Origin of the sequence: Parasphingopyxis marina (assembly GCF_014237875.1) — a bacterium.
Lineage (GTDB): Bacteria > Pseudomonadota > Alphaproteobacteria > Sphingomonadales > Sphingomonadaceae > Parasphingopyxis > Parasphingopyxis marina.
The window spans coordinates 248,460-263,795 of record NZ_JACJVJ010000003.1 but is presented as its reverse complement, the minus strand read 5'-3'; the positions used below and the strand labels follow the sequence as shown (position 1 = coordinate 263,795).

Below are 15,336 nucleotides of genomic sequence, written 5' to 3'. Positions count from 1 at the left end.
AAGCAGAAGGGCGCATCATGCCGAAAAGCTGCATCCCGTTCCTGATGTTTACCGGCGAGGCCAAGGCGGCGCTCGATTTCTATCTGGCGACCTTCGCCGGCGCGAAGCTCGAAGCGATCGAACAGTATGGCGAGGGCGAGCGAATGCCGCCGAGCGCGGTCAAGATGGCGGTCTTCAGTGTTGCCGGACAGCAAATCCGCGTCTTCGACAGCCCGCCGGTACACGGTTTCACTTTCACACCCTCCCAATCCTTTTTCGTCGAATGCTCGAGCGAGGAGGAGCTGCGCGGATTGAGCGAGACGCTATCGCACGACGGAAAGGTGATGATGCCGACGGGCAATTACGGCTTCTCGCGGCTCTACGCATGGGTCGCAGACCGTTTCGGCGTGCCCTGGCAACTCAACCTCGCATAGCGCCGGAACGCTCGCCGGGCGCACTCAGGCGCGCAATCGCCGTCTGAGCGCCAAGAGGTAGACGATGCCGGCCGCCGCAGCGAAGAAGAACCACTGGATCGCATAGAGCAGATGGTTATTGGGAATCTCCTCCGGCGTTGGCCGCGCGACCGGCTCGAGCCCCGCGACCGGCTCGTCGGACACGAGCCGCAGGCCATATTCGGGATCGAGCGTGATCGTGCCGGTCACTTCGCCGCCTTCCCAGCCCTCCGGATCGTCGAAATTCTGCGACCAGCCCATCACCGCCTGCATCCCCGGCCCTTCGCCGCCGCCCGTGCGGCAGGAGGCGATATGCCGCCAGCCGGCCTCGCCCTCGATATTCTGCCCGGCAATCGCGCGCCAACTGACGGGCGCGAGGCAATAGCCGGTGGCGCGCCGATAGAGATAGGCGGTGTCCGGCGTTTCGGGCCAGGCGACCGGCAGCATTTCCGCCGCTGCGCCATATTGGACGAGCAATGCCTCCTTCTCCGCCTTGCGCTGGAGCTGCCAGACGCCAAGTCCGATCATCGTCGCCATCGCGGCAACGACGATGATCGTTGGGATGAACGGGAGTCTCATTCCTCGCTATCGTCGTGCGCAGCGATCCGGCCTTCGCGCGCGGCGTTGCGATATTCCAGCGCGAGCAGCATCCCCTTGCCGATGCGCAGGCCAAAGACGACAGCCGCCACCGTAAACGGCACCCAGAGCAGGATATGAACCCAGAAGGGCGGCCCCAGGCTGAGCTCGACCGTAAGCGCCAGAACCACCACCAGCGCGCCGATGACAAGTGTCAGAAAAGCCGCAGGGCCATCGCCGACGTTGAAACTCGAATAGGCAAGCCCGCAGGCGCCGCAGCTGTCGGCGAACCGTGTCGGCGCCGCAAACAGCGTTCTGGCGCCGCACCGGGGGCAGGCGCCCGTCAACCCGGTCGCCAGAGGCGTCACTTGGTCCATCGGTCGATCCTGTGTCATTCCGGCGCACGCTGGCGTGACGGGATCATCGACGCAAATCCTAGTGGATTTCGGCTCCGGCGCCGCCCCAGACATAGATCGATACGAAGAGGAACAGCCACACGACGTCGACAAAATGCCAGTACCAGGCGGCCGCTTCGAAGCCGAAATGCTGCTTCGGCGTGAAATCCCCCTGATAGGCGCGGATCAGGCACACGATCAGGAAAATCGTGCCGACGATGACGTGGAAGCCGTGAAAGCCTGTCGCCATGAAGAAGGTCGCGCCGTAGATATTGCCCGAGAAATCGAACGCGGCATGCGCATATTCATAGGCCTGGATGCAGCTGAACAGGATTCCGAGCAGGATCGTCAGCCACAGGCCGGTTTTCAGGCCCTGCCGATCGCCGTTGAGCAGCGAATGGTGCGCCCAGGTAACCGTGGTGCCCGAGCAGAGCAGGATCAGCGTGTTGAGCAGCGGGAAGCTGAACGGATTGAAGACATGGACGCCCTCGGGCGGCCAGGTCGCGGCCGTGGCATCGCCAAAGGCGCGCGGAAAGAGCGAGGCATCGAAAAATGCCCAGAACCAGCCGACGAAGAACATCACTTCCGAGGCAATGAACAGGATCATGCCGTAGCGCATGTGCAGCTGCACCACCGGCTTGTGATCGCCAGCATGGGCTTCGCGGATCACATCGCTCCACCAGCTGAACATCGTGAAAAGCACGCCGATCAGCCCGGCGAAGAAAAGCCAGCCGCCATAGGCCGCTTCGTGCATCCACATGATCGCGCCCGCCGCCATGGCGAGCGCCGAAAAGGCGCCGACCAGCGGCCAGATGCTGGGGTTCACCAGATGATAGTCGTGTTGCGGGGCGGCTCCAGCCATTGCGCTCAATTCCCTTGTTGAAGCGTTCGAATCAGGTCTCTAGCCATCGGACGATGGTTCGTCCACGGGGTAGAAGGTGTAGGAAAGGGTGATTTCCTCGACATCGCCGACATCGGGATCTTCGAGGATCGCCGGATCGACATAATAGGTCACCGGCATGCGGACATTCTCGCCCGGCTGCAACGTTTGCTGCGTAAAACAGAAGCACTGGATCTTGGTGAAATACTGGCCCGCCGCGAGCGGCGTCACGTTGAAGCTGGCAGATCCGGTAATCGCATGGTTCGACAGGTTTTCGGCGCGATAAAAGGCCATTTCGCGCGCGCCGATCGCGACCCGGTCGGTATGGCGTTCCGGCACGAAATTCCAGGGCAGTTCGCGCGACACGTTGGAATCGAAGCGGACCGTGATCACGCGGCCGGTGGGCACGATATTGGCCGCTATCGCCTCGGCGCGCTGGGTCGTACCGCCATAGCCGGTAACCTGGCAAAAGATGCGGTAGAGCGGCACCGAAGCGAAACCGAGGGCTACCATGCCCGCCACCAGCATCGCGGCCGCGAACGCGCTGCGCCGGTTCTTCGTCGTCAGCCGAGAATCGGTCATCCCGTTCATCCCGCCGTCCCGATGCGCACGATGGTGATCAGGTAGAACAGGATGCACATCGCCACGAGAAGCAACGCCGTCATTACGGCCCGACTCTTCTGGCGGCGGCGGATAATCTCTTCTTCCTCGGGCGTCATGCAAAAATCCTCGGTGCCCAAGCATCGATAACGAGCGCCCCGAACAGCGCGAACAGATAGACAATCGAAAAGGCGAAGAGCCGCTTTTCAGGTTTCATCGCCGCCGGATCGGTCGCGCGATTGGCCGCGACGGCGAGCGCTAGAGCGGCAAAAGCGAGGCTCAGAACGATCGCCGTCAGCCCATAAACCGGCCCGGTCAGGCCCAGCGCCCATGGCGCGATAGCGACGAGCGCCATCGGCAGGGTGTAGAACGCGATTTGCCGCCGCGTCGATTGAGGTCCGGCAACTACCGTCATCATCGGCACCCCGGCGCGCGCATAATCGGAATTCACCCAGAGCGAGAGGGCCCAGAAATGCGGCGGCGTCCAAAGGAAGATCAGCGCAAAGAGGAGCAGCGGCAGCGCCGAGATCTCTCCGGTCGCGGCGGCCCAGCCGATCAGCGGCGGGAAGGCGCCGGCTGCGCCGCCGATGACGATGTTCTGTGGCGTGCGGCGTTTCAGGAGGATCGTATAGACGACTACGTAGAAGAGGATCGCGGCAGCCAAGGTGGCAGCGGCGAGCCAGTTGGTCGCCATGCCCATCAGGATCACCGAGAAGAAGCCGAGACCGACGCCGAAATGCAGTGCAGTCTCGCGGTCCATCCGCCCGGCCGGTAGCGGGCGCGCGGCGGTACGCTTCATCAGTGCATCGATATCGGCTTCATACCATTGGTTGAGCGCGGCGGCCGCGCCATGGCCGAGTGCGATGGCGAGGATCGCGGCAAAGGCAAGTATCGGATGAAGCTGTGTCGGCGCCGCCAGCATCCCGCACAGGCCCGTGAACACGACGAGCTTCATCACGCCGGGCTTGGTCAACGCATAGAAATCGCGCCAGTCGGCGACGATGGGCACAGCCGAAGCCGCGGCTTGAGCCCCGCGATGGGCTTGGGATGAGGCGGTCGTGGTGGTCATAACCGTTTGCAATTTCTCCGCCCGGACCCGCAGCACGGGACCGGACGGTTGATTTCAGCGCACGAGGCCTAGTCGATTTTCGGCAACGTGTTGAACTGATGATAGGGCGGCGGGCTCGACAGCGTCCATTCGAGAGTCGTTGCGCCTTCACCCCAATAATTGTCGGCGGCCTTCTTGCCGGCAACCAGCGACCAGATCGTGTTAACGAAGAACACGGCCATGCCGGCCAGCATGATCCAATAGCCATAGGTCGCGATCTCGTTCCAATGCGCATAGGCATCCGGATAGTCCGGATAGCGGCGCGGCATGGAATCGAGCCCGAGGAAATGCATCGGGAAGAACAGCACGTTCACGCCGATGAAGAACAGCCAGAAATGCAGCTGGCCGAGAAATTCGTTGTACATCCTCCCGCTCATCTTCCCGAACCAGTAATACCAGCCCGAGAAGAGGCCGAACACGGCGCCCAGCGACAGCACATAATGGAAATGCGCCACCACATAATAGGTGTCGTGAACGATGTCGTCGAAGCCGCCATTGGCCAGCACGACGCCGGTGACGCCGCCGACGGTGAACATGAAGATGAAGCCCATCGCCCAGAGCATCGGCGTCTTGAAGGTCACCGAACCGCCCCACATGGTGGCGATCCAGCTGAAGATCTTGATGCCGGTCGGCACCGCGATAACCATCGTCGCGGCCGTGAAATAGAGCTTCGTATTGAGGCTCAGCCCCACGGTGAACATGTGGTGCGCCCAAACGACGAAACCGACCACGCCGATCGCGACCATGGCATAGGCCATGCCGAGATAGCCGAAGACCGGTTTGCGGCTGAAGGTGGCGACGACCTGCGAAACCATGCCGAAGCCCGGCAGGATCATGATGTAGACCTCGGGATGTCCGAAGAACCAGAACAGATGCTGGTAGAGCAGCGGATCGCCGCCGCCCTGCGGATCATAGAAGGTCGTGCCGAAATTGCGATCGGTCAGCAGCATCGTGATCGCCGCGGCAAGCACCGGCAGCGCGAGCAGCAGCAGGAAGGCGGTGACCAGCACCGACCACACGAACAGCGGCATTTTGTGCAGGGTCATGCCCGGCGCACGCATGTTGAAAATGGTCGTGATGAAGTTGATCGCACCGAGGATCGACGAGGCGCCGGCAAGGTGGAGCGACAGGATCGCCATATCCACCGAGGGCCCGGGCTCGCCATAGGTCGATAGCGGCGCATAGACGGTCCAGCCGGTGCCCGCACCCGCCCCGAAAAAGGCCGAACCCATGAGCAGCAGGAAAGCGGGAACCAGCAGCCAGAAGCTGATATTGTTCATCCGCGGAAAGGCCATGTCCGGCGCGCCGATCATCAGCGGCACGAACCAGTTGCCGAAGCCGCCGATCATCGCCGGCATCACCATGAAGAAGACCATGATCAGGCCATGCGCGGTAATCAGCACATTCCAGAAATGAAGGGCCGCGTCGCCCTCCTCGCCCGACCAGTCCGCAAGATACTGGATGCCCGGCTCGGCCAGTTCCATCCGCATCATGCCCGAAATCATCCCGCCGACGATGCCGGCGATGATCGCGAAGATCAGGTAGAGCGTGCCGATATCCTTGTGGTTCGTCGACATGAACCAGCGGACGAAAAAGCCCGGCTTGTGGTCCGCATCGTGATGCGCGTTATCGGCATGCGCTTCGAAATGAGCGGGAGTGGCGGCGGTGTCGGTCATGGTTGCGAACCTTTAGCTTGCGGTCTCGGCCGCCTCGGCGGCGGATGTATCGGTGGCCGTGTCTTCGGCGGCGTCATCGGATGTTTCGGCTTCGGCGCCGGGCATCGATCCGCCCTGGGCGAGCACCCAGCGTTCGAAATCTTCCGGCGAGACGACTTCAACAGCGATCGGCATGAAAGCGTGGCGCGCGCCGCACAGTTCCGAACATTGGCCGAAATAGACACCGGGCCGGTCGACACGGACCCAGCGTTCGTTGAGGCGGCCCGGAACTGCATCGATTTTCGTCCAGAAGGCCGGAACGGCAAAGCTGTGAATCACGTCGGCCGCGGTCACCAGGAAGCGAACATTGGTGCCCGCCGGAATCACCATGCGCTCGTCGACACCGAGCAGGCGCGGGCCATCTGCATCCGTACGGAAACGCTGGCCTTCTTGCGCGTCGGCTTCTTCGGGCAACATGTTGGAGATCAGCATGATCTCGCCATGATCGGGATATTCATAGGTCCAGTACCACTGATTGCCCGTCACCTTCACGGTAACCGTTTCGCCCTCGGGCAGGTTATATTGCGCCTGCAAGAGATTGATCGAGGGGATCGCGATCCCGACGAGGATGAGGACGGGAACCAGCGTCCAGAGCACTTCAAGGAAGGTGTTGTGCGTCGTCTTGGAAGGCGTCGGGTTGGACCGGCGATTGAAACGCGCGATCACCCAGAGCAGCAGAAACAGGACGAGCAGCGAGATCACGGTAATGATCGGAAGGAGCAACGCATTGTGAAACCACAGCGCGTCCTGACCGACTTCGGTGACCTGTTCGGGAAGCGTCATGCCGCCATCGACCGGCGTTCCGATGCCTTCGGTGGGCTCGGCATATTCGAATGCCGGTGCTTCTTCGGCAGTCGCAGCGGCCGCCGCTGCGTCGGATTCGACATCCGGCGCGGGAGCCAGCTCGGCCTCGGGAGCCGGAGCAAGTTCGGTCTGCGGCGCCATGGCTCCGACAGACGACGTTACGGAAAGCGAAGCTGCAGCGAGACCTGCAGCCAGCAACAAATTCGTGACAATACGCATTGCGTCCCCATTCTTGCCGCCGACGAAAAGCGGCAAACACCTAGAAGCAGTTGAGTCTCGCGCGCGCTTATAGGCGCGAGATTCCGATGCCTCAAGCAGCCTTTACAGGAAATTGCCCGGCTTGAAGCCCGGCGCCGCCCAGCCTATGTGCCCCCCGGCAAAAGGGAGCTACAGGGGTTTATGAACGAAGACGACATTCTTGCCGAGTTCCGCGCAGCGCAGGCGTTGCTGGAAGGGCATTTCATTCTTTCCTCAGGGAAACGCAGTGCCCGCTACCTGCAATGCGCGCGTGTTCTGATGGATCCGATGCGCGCCTCGCGCCTTGCTTCTTCGCTGGCCGCACGCCTCCCGCGAGATCTTCGCGGTGAGATCGAGGTCGTGGTTTCGCCGGCCATGGGGGGCGTCATCATCGGCCATGAAATGGGCCGCGCGCTGGGCGTGGAAGCGATGTTTCTCGAAAGGCCCGAAGGCAAATTCGAGCTGCGGCGCGGTTTCGAACTCTCCAAGGGTCAGAAGGTGCTGATGGTCGAAGACGTCGTAACCACCGGCCTTTCCTCGCGCGAGGCGATCAAGGCGGTGAAGAAAGCCGGCGGCAAGGTCGTCGGCGAAGCGGCGCTGGTCGACCGGTCAGGCGGCGAGGTTGATCTCGGCGTACCGTTCGTGCCGCTGCTGTCGCTCGATTTCCCGGTATACGAACCGGACGATCTGCCACCCGAACTGGCCGATATTCCTGCCGAAAAGCCCGGCAGCCGGAAAAAATGATCCAGCGGCTCGCCGCGCTGCTGGCATTTGCCGGCCTTATCGCGGCGGGACCCGCCCGAGCCGAAGATATTCCATCCCCGGCATTCGATCCGGCGCGGGCGGCGAGCCTGGCGACCGAGAGCGGCTTTGCCGGATTGATCCTGATTTCGCGCGGCGACGATATTCTCTTCGAGCGCGCCTTCGGCGAGGTGCGGCCGGGCAGCGGCGAAGCGCACCGGCTCGACGAACGGTGGCGCTGGGCCTCGATCACCAAGCAGGTTCTGGCGGTGCTCGCAATGCAGCAGGTCGCGCAAGGCAATCTCGAACTCGATGCGCCGATCGGCCGCTATTGGCCGGATTTTCCCAATCCTGTGGCGCGGACGGTCACGATACGTCAGCTCATGCGGCATGTTTCGGGGCTTCCGGACCCGGACGATACGCCGCGCCTGCCCAGCGGCCTGCCAGTTTTTTACGGCTTCGAAGGCGCAGGCACGGCGATGGAAAACTACTGCGCGGGCCCGCTCCGCGCCGAACCGGGCGCCGGCTATCACTATAATAATTGCGATTTCATAGTGTTGGGGCAGATCCTGGAACGCGTATCGGGCGAACGGCTCGACGCGCTCGTCGCTGGGCACATCCCCGGCACGCCCATGCTCTTCCCGGCCGGCGGCGAAACCGTGCCCGGCTATCATTACGGCGAGAGCGAACCCCCAATCCGCTTAGCCGCCTATGGCGGCGCCGGCGGAATGAACGGAACGCTTCGCGATCTGTGGCTCTTCGATCGCGCGTTGATGACCGGCGCGTTGATCGACGAGGACGCGCGCGCGACGATGTGGACCGGCGACCCGGCAATCGGCTATGCCGCGCTCGGCCAATGGGTACTGCCCGTTTCGCTTGCCGGATGCGCCGAACCTGTACGGCTCGTCGAACGGCATGGCGGGATCGGCGGCGTCCAGGCGCGCAACTTTATCCTGCCGGAGCTCGACATCGCCGTGATCGCCTTCATCAACCGGACCGAAGCCGAATTCGCTTTCGGCCAGGTCTGGCGCGGCGAGGGTTTCGCCCACGCCCTGCTCTCCGTTGCCGCCTGCCCGGCCACGCCCGAATGAGCGTTACCCCCCTCCGCCTCGGTGTGAATATCGATCATGTCGCGACCGTACGGAACGCACGCGGCGGCGACTATCCCGACCCCGTGCGCGCGGCGGAACTCGCAGCGGCCGCCGGCGCCGACGGCATCACCGCGCATCTCCGCGAGGACCGGCGGCACATTACCGACGAAGATATCCGCCGGCTTGCCGAAGGCCTCGATATTCCGCTCAACCTCGAAATGGCGGCAACCGACGAGATGCTTTCCATCGCATTGCGCCACACGCCGCACGCCGCCTGCATCGTTCCGGAGAAGCGCGAGGAACGGACCACCGAAGGCGGGCTGGATGCGGCGGGCGGCCACAACCATCTCGCGCCGTTCGTCGCGGAACTCAGGAACGCCAATATCCGGGTGAGCCTTTTCATCGAGCCCGATCCCGCGCAGGTCGAGGCGGCGATTCACCTCGGCGCGCCGGTCGTCGAATTTCATACCGGCCGTTTTGCGCATCTCGAGGGCGAAGCCCAAGCCGTGGAACTGCGCCGCATCGCCGACGCCGCCGCGCTCGCCGCCAAGAACGGCATCGAACCCCATGCCGGCCATGGACTGACTTTCGACAATGTTTCGCCCATTGCCGCGATCCCGCAGCTGGCCGAACTCAATATCGGGCATTTCCTGATCGGCGAGGCGATCTTCACGGGGCTCGAAGCGAGCGTGAAGAAGATGCGCGAATTGATGGACTTGGCAAGATGATCGTCGGGATCGGCTCCGATCTTTGCAATATCGAGCGTATCCAGAAATCGCTGGAGCGATTCGGCGAGCGGTTCGAACGGCGTGTCTTTACCGAGATCGAGCGTGCCAAGGCGGCGCGGCGGCCCCATACGATCGCCGGAACCTATGCCAAGCGCTTCGCCGCGAAAGAGGCCTTTTCCAAGGCGGTGGGCACCGGCTTTCGTCAGGGTGTGTTCATGCGCGATATTGGTGTAGTGAACGCCAGATCGGGAGCGCCGACTTTGGCGCTCACCGGCGGGGCCAAGAAACGGCTTGACGCACTGACCCCGTCCGGCCACCGGCTGGAGGTGCATTTGACGATGACCGACGACCATCCCTGGGCGCAGGCCTTTGTCATTCTCTATGCCCGGATCCTTGAAGATGGCCGGGGTCGGGAAGACCGATAAAGATAAAAGAGTGAGTGATTTGGACCAGGAAAATCTGACGGACAACGACGAAGCCCTGGCGGCGGAGCTGGCGGCGCAGGAAGAAGCCGTGCCCGGCGACGCCGATGACGGCGACAAGAAGACCGACTGGTGGGGCGAGATCAAGGGCATTTTCTGGCTCGTCGTCGCCGTGCTCGCTTTTCACAGCCTCGTCGCCAAACCTTTCTATATCCCCTCGGAATCGATGATGCCGGGCCTGATCGAGGGCGACCGCCTGGTCGTCACCAAGTATCCCTATGGCTGGTCCTATGTCTCGCCCTCCTTCCATGTCCTGCCGTTCATCGAGGGCCGGCTGTTCGGCCGTTATCCCGAGCGCGGCGACATCGTGATCGTCGTGCCGCGTGGCGGGCCCAATGCCGGCACCGACTATATCAAGCGCGTCATCGGTCTGCCCGGAGATACGATCGAGGTGCGTGAGGGCGCCGTCATCCTGAACGGCGAACCGTTACGCCGCGAACTGCGCGAACCGGCGATGATCCCGGTCGACGCGAATATGCCGTGCAACGAAGACCTGCTGATCGGTCGGCGCACGACCGGCGAGGACGGGCGCGAATATTGCCGCCTTCCGATCTATCGCGAATATACGCCCGAAGGGCGCTATTACGATACTGTCGATCTCGCCATCACCGGCGCCGATTTCTACGACGAGATCACTATTCCCGAGGGCCATGTCTTCCTGATGGGGGACAATCGCGACCAGTCCGCCGATAGCCGCGCATCGCTCGAATCCGCAGGTCTTGGTGGTCCCGTGCCCGTGGAATCTATCGGCGGCCGGGCCGAATTCATCACCTTCTCGCTCGACGGCACATCGGCCTGGTACAATCCGATCAGCTGGTTCACGGCGATGCGGTCGGGTCGCGCGGGCAGCGGGCTTCACCCAGGACGCATTGAGGACGAATGAGCAAACGGGACGACACTCCCGGCCCCTATGACGGGCGCGCAGGCCCCGCCGAGGTCCACGACCCGATCATCCGCCAGGAACTGAAACGCGCCAGCGCCTGGGCGATGGTGGCGGTCGCCGCGATCCTCGTGTGGCAGCTCGCCCAGCCAATCCTGCTGATCGTCGCCGGGCTCGTCTTCGCCGCGCTGCTCGATCTCGGCACCCGGGCTCTCGGTCGGGTCCTTCCGATCGCCCGCGGCTGGCGCTTGTTGATTACCGTATTGCTGATCGTTGCCGGGCTGGCCGGCACGATATTCATCGCCGGGCTCGAAATCGCCGCGCAAGCGGGCGAGCTCAGGGAAACGCTGACGCTGCAGTTCGCCCTGTTGCTCGACTGGTTGAACGATTTCGGGCTGACCCCCGAAGGAATCGACCTCAACGACCTACTGCGCCAGGTTTTGGGATCGGTCGGCAGCCTGACCTCCGCCATCGGTTCTGCGCTCGGCGGCGTCGCGACGATCTTCCTGATCATGGTAATCGGCCTGTTCGTCGCCATCGATCCCAATATCTACGATCGCGGCATCCAGTGGATGCTGCCCAAGGGGTCGCGCCCCGAATTCCGCAAAACGACGACACGTATGCTGAAGACGCTGCAACGGCTGCTCGCGGGACGCATCCTCGGCATGGTGGTCGAGGGCTTTCTGACCTGGCTGCTCCTGTCCATCGCCGGCGTGCCCATGGCGCTCCTGCTCGGGATCATCGCGGGCCTGCTCGCCTTCATTCCCAATGTCGGCGCATTCATCACCGGCGTGCTGATGGTGGCCGTGGGCCTGAGCGACAGTCCCGAATCGGGCATGTGGGCGTTCGTCATCTATCTCGTGGTCCAAACCTTCGACGGTTATGTCGTCGTGCCGATGGTCGCGCAGCAAACCGTGGATTTACCGCCCGCACTGACGCTGTCGACCCAGATCCTTTTCGCCGCGCTGTTCGGCATCGTCGGTCTCGCGCTCGCCGATCCGATCGTTGCGATGGCCAAGGCCGCACTGGAACGGCGCTCGGAGCATAATGACGAGGAAGAGGACGAAGCCCGCCGAACCGAAGCGGAAGGCGGCTTCGTCACCGATCCGGGCTAGAGCCTTTTGTCGGGCTAGTCCTGCGCCTGGCTCCGAAGCGCTTGATATTGCGCGCGGGTAATGAAATCGATCAGATCCACATCGAACTCCATCACGGTTTCGGCGGTGATCGGACTGCCGGGCGGCGGGCTCTCGCCATAACCCAGAGCCGGCGGCAGCCAGAAGCGATAGCGGGCGCCCTTGCTCATCAGTTGGATGCCTTCGGAAAAGCCGGGCACGACGCCGTCCAGCGGCATCGGTACGCTCTCACCGGAATCGAACGTCTCGCCGCCTGCAATGCGGCCCGTATAGTTGATGAGCACATAGTCGGTAGGCCCGGGGCTGCCGGCTTCGTCGCCGGCACCGAGTATCTGATACTGGAGACCCGAGCTTGTCGTTTCGACATCGGACCGCGCGCCGTTGGTCGCGAGAAATTCCCCTGACGCGCTGGGCGCCGACAAGGCCGATTCCACCGACAAATCATCGGCAGTCCCGGCCTGCTGGGCGATGAAGAAAATGCCGCCTGCCGCACTCAATACAGTCAACGCCACCGCCATCACTATTATCCCCCGGCCCGAACCGGCAGGGCGCTTACCACGTACCGCGCGCGCGCGTCGGGCGCTTCCAGGCGGCGGGATGCTGGTATTGGGTTCGGAAACTTCGAGCAGCGATCCGCGCCGCCGATGATCGTCATCACGCATCGTCCGCGCTATTGGCCGGGCGGAGGCGGGCCGCCCTCGCCGCCGGGCGCCATTCCCATCTGCTGCATCTGCATTTGCATCATTTCTTCGCGCGAGATGAAGTGGAGCAGGTCGACATCGAAAACCAGCACGGCATCGGGGCCGATCGGCGTTCCCGGCTGGCCGCTTTCGCCATATCCGAGATCCGGCGGTATCCAGAAACGATAGCTGGAGCCGCGATCCATCAACTGGAGGCCCTCGGCCCAGCCGGGAACCACCATGTCGAGCGGGAGGCCTCGTTCGTCGGCGGCATCGAAAACGGTGCCGTCCACGAGACGGCCTTGATAATTGACGATCACCCCCGCGCCCGGCCCCGGCCGGCCGCCCCCGTCGCCCTCCTCGATTACCTGATACTGCAAACCTGACTCGGTCGTCTCGACACCGGACTGGCCTGCATTCCAGGCGAGAAATTCTTCCGCAGAACCGTGGAGCGCCACCACCCGCCCCGTCAGGCACCAGGCCCCGACCGCGGCCGCTGCCAGCAATATGAGCACGCCAGCCCATAATTTGACGAGCGCGCTCTTTTCGATGGGGCGGAGCGGAACGGCGGTAACCGACATGGCGACTTCCTTATGGCTGCGCGGCGCGCGCAAAAGAACAAGGGCCACCCCTATGGAGCAGCCCCGAAAAAATCCAGTCCCGTCGCAACGGGTGGCGAATGTCGGTCATGTCCGGCCGTAGCCGGAAAACCCTTTTCAGGCCGCGCGGCGCACCGTTTCGGAGAGCCAGGCGCGGGCCTCCTTCTGCGCCTCGGCGATCTCTCGCGCCGTCATTTCGTCCGAAATCTCCGCGCGGCATTGCTGGGCCCGCTCATGGCCGTTGACCGCCGCGAGGTTGAACCATTTATGCGCTTCGATGAGATCGACTTCGAGTCCATCGCTGCCCGAAGAATATGCGATGCCCAGATCGAAATAGGCGTCCATATCGCCGCCGGCAGCATCGCGCAGCCGACTCTCGATCAGGAAGTTTGCCGTGTCAGCACTGAAAGCCATTACCCCAATCCCCTGTATTAACCCTTCTGTCGGACAAGGTTTGGCTTGCCGTGGATAACAAATGGTTAACGCAGCGCTTACTTTTTTCATTGGCCATAAGGCGTGTGACGTCAGACCGGGACGACGGCAATATTGTCGATCAAGCGTGTGCGGCCGATCCTGGCCGCCGCCAGCAGCCGGGCCGGTCGCTCAAGCCGGGTGACCGGGACGAGGCTGTCGGCATCCCGCAGCTCGACATAATCGACGGGCGTAAAGCCGGCGGCTTCGAGTTTCGCGATCGCCGTATCGAGCGTCACGCCGACATCGCCGCCGGCAATTATCGTATCGGCAGCCTCGCTCAGCGCCTTGGGCAGAGCCGCCGCGCGCTGCCGCTGGTCATCGGAAAGATAGGCGTTGCGCGAAGACAGGGCGAGGCCATCCGCCTCGCGCACGGTCGGAACGCCCACGATATCGAGCGAGAAATCGAGATCGCACGCCATGCGCCGGATCACCGCCAGCTGCTGATAATCCTTTTCGCCGAACAACGCGACATCGGGCATGACCTGGTTGAAGAGCTTGGCGACAACCGTCGCCACCCCGTCGAAATGGCCGGGGCGCGCATCGCCGCACAGTCCGCCCGAAACGCCTTCCACACGCACCGTTGTCGAAAAGCCCTGCGGATAGACCTCCGACGGCAGCGGCATCCAGAGGAGGTCGCATCCCGCCGCATCCAGCTTCGCGCAATCTTCCGCTTCGGGGCGGGGATAGGCGTCCAGATCCTCGCCTTCGCCGAATTGAGTCGGATTGACGAAGATCGAGGCCGCGACATGATCGGCGACCTCGTGCGCCCGCGCGACAAGCGCCATATGGCCTTCATGGAGCGCGCCCATGGTCGGCACCAGCGCCAGGGTGCCGCCATCGCTTTTCAACGTCGCGACCGTTTTTCTCAACGTTTCGAGAGTTCGCGCCAATTGCACCGCTGTGCCGCCTCCGATAGTTCCGGTCCGTCGCCTTTGCGCGGACGCGATGTCCGAATCAAGGGACGGCCAGCATTTCGGGGGAAAGCCATTGGCGGCAAGCCATTATATAGTATTCGCCAACGAGAAGGGCGGCACCGGCAAGTCGACCACCGCCGTTCACACGGCCGTGGCGCTGACGGCGAGCGGCCGCAAGGTCGGCGTGCTCGATCTCGACGATCGCCAACGCACGACCACCCGCTATCTCGAAAACCGCGCGGCCAGTGTCGAGCGATTGGGCGATGCGCTGCCAATGCCGGCTTTTCGGGTAAACGAAGCCGGCAGCCTTGCGGGCTTCGAACGCAATATCGACGCGCTCACCGCCGACAACGAAATCCTCGTCATCGACACGCCCGGCCGCGACGATCCGCTTGCGCGCATAGCGGCCGCGCGCGCCGACACGCTGGTGACGCCGATCAACGACAGTTTCGTCGATCTTGACCTGATCGGCGAGGTCGATCCCGAAACCTACAAGGTCCGCCGGCCGAGCTTCTATGCCGAAATCGTCTGGGAAGCCCGCAAGAACAAGGCGCAGAGCGGCGGAGAGGTCGACTGGGTCGTGCTGCGCAACCGCCTCCAGCATATCGGCGCGAAGAACATGCTTCGTGTCGCCGACGCGCTGAAAGAATTGTCGCGGCGTGTTGGCTTCCGCGTCATTCCCGGGCTTTCCGAACGTGTCGTCTACCGCGAACTCTTCCCCAGCGGCCTCACCCTGCTCGATATCGATCATTTCGAGAGTGTCGGTCTCAGCCATGTCGCGGCACGGCAGGAGCTGCGCGAGATGATCGGCGCGCTACAACTTCCGCAAACGGGGGTTACCCAGGATATGTTCGAAGCGGTATAAGGG

20 protein-coding genes are annotated in these 15,336 nt (G+C 63.1%); 8 read left to right on the top strand and 12 right to left on the bottom strand.

Annotated features, from left to right (window positions below; genetic code table 11):
- Positions 1-17: 17 nt before the first annotated feature.
- Positions 18-413, top strand: a complete 396-nt coding sequence (locus H6P80_RS15870) for a VOC family protein (RefSeq protein ID WP_185802389.1) — start codon at positions 18-20, stop codon at positions 411-413.
- Between the two features lie 24 nt (positions 414-437).
- Here H6P80_RS15870 and H6P80_RS15865 read toward each other — a convergent pair whose 3' ends face one another.
- The 8 genes from H6P80_RS15865 to coxB form a co-directional block, all read right to left on the bottom strand.
- The gene (locus H6P80_RS15865) at positions 438-1,010 is read right to left on the bottom strand and encodes an SURF1 family protein (RefSeq protein ID WP_185802388.1); all 573 of its coding nucleotides are present in this window, start codon (positions 1,008-1,010) and stop codon (positions 438-440) included.
- Positions 1,007-1,384, bottom strand: coding sequence for a DUF983 domain-containing protein (locus H6P80_RS15860; RefSeq protein WP_185802387.1), 378 nt, complete (start codon positions 1,382-1,384; stop codon positions 1,007-1,009). The genes H6P80_RS15865 and H6P80_RS15860 overlap by 4 nt, the downstream gene beginning before the upstream one ends.
- A gap of 58 nt (positions 1,385-1,442) precedes the next feature.
- On the bottom strand, positions 1,443-2,264 hold the full coding sequence (locus H6P80_RS15855) for a cytochrome c oxidase subunit 3 (protein WP_185802386.1): 822 nt from the start codon (positions 2,262-2,264) through the stop codon (positions 1,443-1,445).
- A gap of 39 nt (positions 2,265-2,303) precedes the next feature.
- Positions 2,304-2,864: a cytochrome c oxidase assembly protein gene (locus H6P80_RS15850; RefSeq protein WP_235973972.1), complete on the bottom strand. Its 561-nt coding sequence runs from the start codon at positions 2,862-2,864 to the stop codon at positions 2,304-2,306.
- 5 nt (positions 2,865-2,869) lie between these two features.
- Positions 2,870-3,001, bottom strand: coding sequence for a hypothetical protein (locus tag H6P80_RS16665; protein WP_268938923.1), 132 nt, complete (start codon positions 2,999-3,001; stop codon positions 2,870-2,872).
- A complete protein-coding gene (locus H6P80_RS15845) occupies positions 2,998-3,951 on the bottom strand; it encodes a heme o synthase (RefSeq protein ID WP_185802384.1) in 954 nt (317 codons plus the stop codon). The genes H6P80_RS16665 and H6P80_RS15845 overlap by 4 nt, the downstream gene beginning before the upstream one ends.
- Positions 3,952-4,019: 68 nt before the next feature.
- On the bottom strand, positions 4,020-5,666 hold the full coding sequence (gene ctaD, locus H6P80_RS15840; RefSeq protein ID WP_185802383.1) for a cytochrome c oxidase subunit I: 1,647 nt from the start codon (positions 5,664-5,666) through the stop codon (positions 4,020-4,022).
- Between the two features lie 12 nt (positions 5,667-5,678).
- The gene (coxB, locus tag H6P80_RS15835) at positions 5,679-6,650 is read right to left on the bottom strand and encodes a cytochrome c oxidase subunit II (protein WP_235973971.1); all 972 of its coding nucleotides are present in this window, start codon (positions 6,648-6,650) and stop codon (positions 5,679-5,681) included.
- Positions 6,651-6,908: 258 nt separating this feature from the next.
- Here coxB and pyrE point away from each other — a divergent pair, with 258 nt between their 5' ends.
- The 6 genes from pyrE to H6P80_RS15805 all read left to right on the top strand — a co-directional run bounded on the left by pyrE (position 6,909) and on the right by H6P80_RS15805 (position 11,783).
- Complete coding sequence (gene pyrE, locus H6P80_RS15830; protein WP_185802381.1) at positions 6,909-7,490, top strand: orotate phosphoribosyltransferase; 582 nt, start codon at positions 6,909-6,911, stop codon at positions 7,488-7,490.
- Complete coding sequence (locus H6P80_RS15825; protein WP_185802380.1) at positions 7,487-8,578, top strand: serine hydrolase domain-containing protein; 1,092 nt, start codon at positions 7,487-7,489, stop codon at positions 8,576-8,578. The genes pyrE and H6P80_RS15825 overlap by 4 nt, the downstream gene beginning before the upstream one ends.
- Positions 8,575-9,306: a pyridoxine 5'-phosphate synthase gene (locus H6P80_RS15820; protein WP_185802379.1), complete on the top strand. Its 732-nt coding sequence runs from the start codon at positions 8,575-8,577 to the stop codon at positions 9,304-9,306. Before H6P80_RS15825 ends, H6P80_RS15820 begins: the two co-directional genes overlap by 4 nt.
- Positions 9,303-9,731 carry a holo-ACP synthase gene (acpS, locus tag H6P80_RS15815; protein WP_185802378.1) on the top strand — a complete coding sequence of 143 codons (429 nt, stop codon included), beginning with the start codon at positions 9,303-9,305 and terminating at the stop codon, positions 9,729-9,731. The genes H6P80_RS15820 and acpS overlap by 4 nt, the downstream gene beginning before the upstream one ends.
- Positions 9,732-9,798: 67 nt before the next feature.
- Positions 9,799-10,671, top strand: coding sequence for a signal peptidase I (gene lepB, locus H6P80_RS15810; protein WP_235973996.1), 873 nt, complete (start codon positions 9,799-9,801; stop codon positions 10,669-10,671).
- The gene (locus H6P80_RS15805) at positions 10,668-11,783 is read left to right on the top strand and encodes an AI-2E family transporter (protein WP_185802376.1); all 1,116 of its coding nucleotides are present in this window, start codon (positions 10,668-10,670) and stop codon (positions 11,781-11,783) included. The genes lepB and H6P80_RS15805 overlap by 4 nt, the downstream gene beginning before the upstream one ends.
- A gap of 14 nt (positions 11,784-11,797) precedes the next feature.
- Here the strand turns inward: H6P80_RS15805 and H6P80_RS15800 are convergent, their stop codons facing one another.
- From H6P80_RS15800 to panC, 4 genes are all read right to left on the bottom strand, one after another.
- Positions 11,798-12,463, bottom strand: coding sequence for an FKBP-type peptidyl-prolyl cis-trans isomerase (locus H6P80_RS15800; RefSeq protein ID WP_185802375.1), 666 nt, complete (start codon positions 12,461-12,463; stop codon positions 11,798-11,800).
- 8 nt (positions 12,464-12,471) lie between these two features.
- The gene (locus tag H6P80_RS15795) at positions 12,472-13,062 is read right to left on the bottom strand and encodes an FKBP-type peptidyl-prolyl cis-trans isomerase (RefSeq protein ID WP_185802374.1); all 591 of its coding nucleotides are present in this window, start codon (positions 13,060-13,062) and stop codon (positions 12,472-12,474) included.
- 135 nt (positions 13,063-13,197) lie between these two features.
- Positions 13,198-13,494 (bottom strand): SEL1-like repeat protein, encoded by a 297-nt coding sequence (locus H6P80_RS15790; protein WP_185802373.1) that lies wholly within the window; start codon positions 13,492-13,494, stop codon positions 13,198-13,200.
- A gap of 110 nt (positions 13,495-13,604) precedes the next feature.
- Positions 13,605-14,450, bottom strand: a complete 846-nt coding sequence (panC, locus tag H6P80_RS15785; RefSeq protein WP_185802372.1) for a pantoate--beta-alanine ligase — start codon at positions 14,448-14,450, stop codon at positions 13,605-13,607.
- Between the two features lie 49 nt (positions 14,451-14,499).
- On the opposite strand from panC, the gene H6P80_RS15780 reads away from it, so the two are divergent.
- Positions 14,500-15,333: a division plane positioning ATPase MipZ gene (locus tag H6P80_RS15780; RefSeq protein WP_328805060.1), complete on the top strand. Its 834-nt coding sequence runs from the start codon at positions 14,500-14,502 to the stop codon at positions 15,331-15,333.
- Positions 15,334-15,336 lie beyond the last annotated feature (3 nt).

Coding starts and splice junctions, on each gene's coding strand:
- H6P80_RS15870 (WP_185802389.1), top strand. CDS start 18: ATGCCGAAAAGCTGCATCCCGTTCCTGATGTTTACCGGCGAGGCCAAG.
- H6P80_RS15865 (WP_185802388.1), bottom strand. CDS start 1,010: ATGAGACTCCCGTTCATCCCAACGATCATCGTCGTTGCCGCGATGGCG.
- H6P80_RS15860 (WP_185802387.1), bottom strand. CDS start 1,384: ATGGACCAAGTGACGCCTCTGGCGACCGGGTTGACGGGCGCCTGCCCC.
- H6P80_RS15855 (WP_185802386.1), bottom strand. CDS start 2,264: ATGGCTGGAGCCGCCCCGCAACACGACTATCATCTGGTGAACCCCAGC.
- H6P80_RS15850 (WP_235973972.1), bottom strand. CDS start 2,864: ATGACCGATTCTCGGCTGACGACGAAGAACCGGCGCAGCGCGTTCGCG.
- H6P80_RS16665 (WP_268938923.1), bottom strand. CDS start 3,001: ATGACGCCCGAGGAAGAAGAGATTATCCGCCGCCGCCAGAAGAGTCGG.
- H6P80_RS15845 (WP_185802384.1), bottom strand. CDS start 3,951: ATGACCACCACGACCGCCTCATCCCAAGCCCATCGCGGGGCTCAAGCC.
- ctaD (WP_185802383.1), bottom strand. CDS start 5,666: ATGACCGACACCGCCGCCACTCCCGCTCATTTCGAAGCGCATGCCGAT.
- coxB (WP_235973971.1), bottom strand. CDS start 6,650: ATGGCGCCGCAGACCGAACTTGCTCCGGCTCCCGAGGCCGAGCTGGCT.
- pyrE (WP_185802381.1), top strand. CDS start 6,909: ATGAACGAAGACGACATTCTTGCCGAGTTCCGCGCAGCGCAGGCGTTG.
- H6P80_RS15825 (WP_185802380.1), top strand. CDS start 7,487: ATGATCCAGCGGCTCGCCGCGCTGCTGGCATTTGCCGGCCTTATCGCG.
- H6P80_RS15820 (WP_185802379.1), top strand. CDS start 8,575: ATGAGCGTTACCCCCCTCCGCCTCGGTGTGAATATCGATCATGTCGCG.
- acpS (WP_185802378.1), top strand. CDS start 9,303: ATGATCGTCGGGATCGGCTCCGATCTTTGCAATATCGAGCGTATCCAG.
- H6P80_RS15805 (WP_185802376.1), top strand. CDS start 10,668: ATGAGCAAACGGGACGACACTCCCGGCCCCTATGACGGGCGCGCAGGC.
- H6P80_RS15800 (WP_185802375.1), bottom strand. CDS start 12,463: ATGCGTGATGACGATCATCGGCGGCGCGGATCGCTGCTCGAAGTTTCC.
- H6P80_RS15795 (WP_185802374.1), bottom strand. CDS start 13,062: ATGTCGGTTACCGCCGTTCCGCTCCGCCCCATCGAAAAGAGCGCGCTC.
- H6P80_RS15790 (WP_185802373.1), bottom strand. CDS start 13,494: ATGGCTTTCAGTGCTGACACGGCAAACTTCCTGATCGAGAGTCGGCTG.
- H6P80_RS15780 (WP_328805060.1), top strand. CDS start 14,500: ATGTCCGAATCAAGGGACGGCCAGCATTTCGGGGGAAAGCCATTGGCG.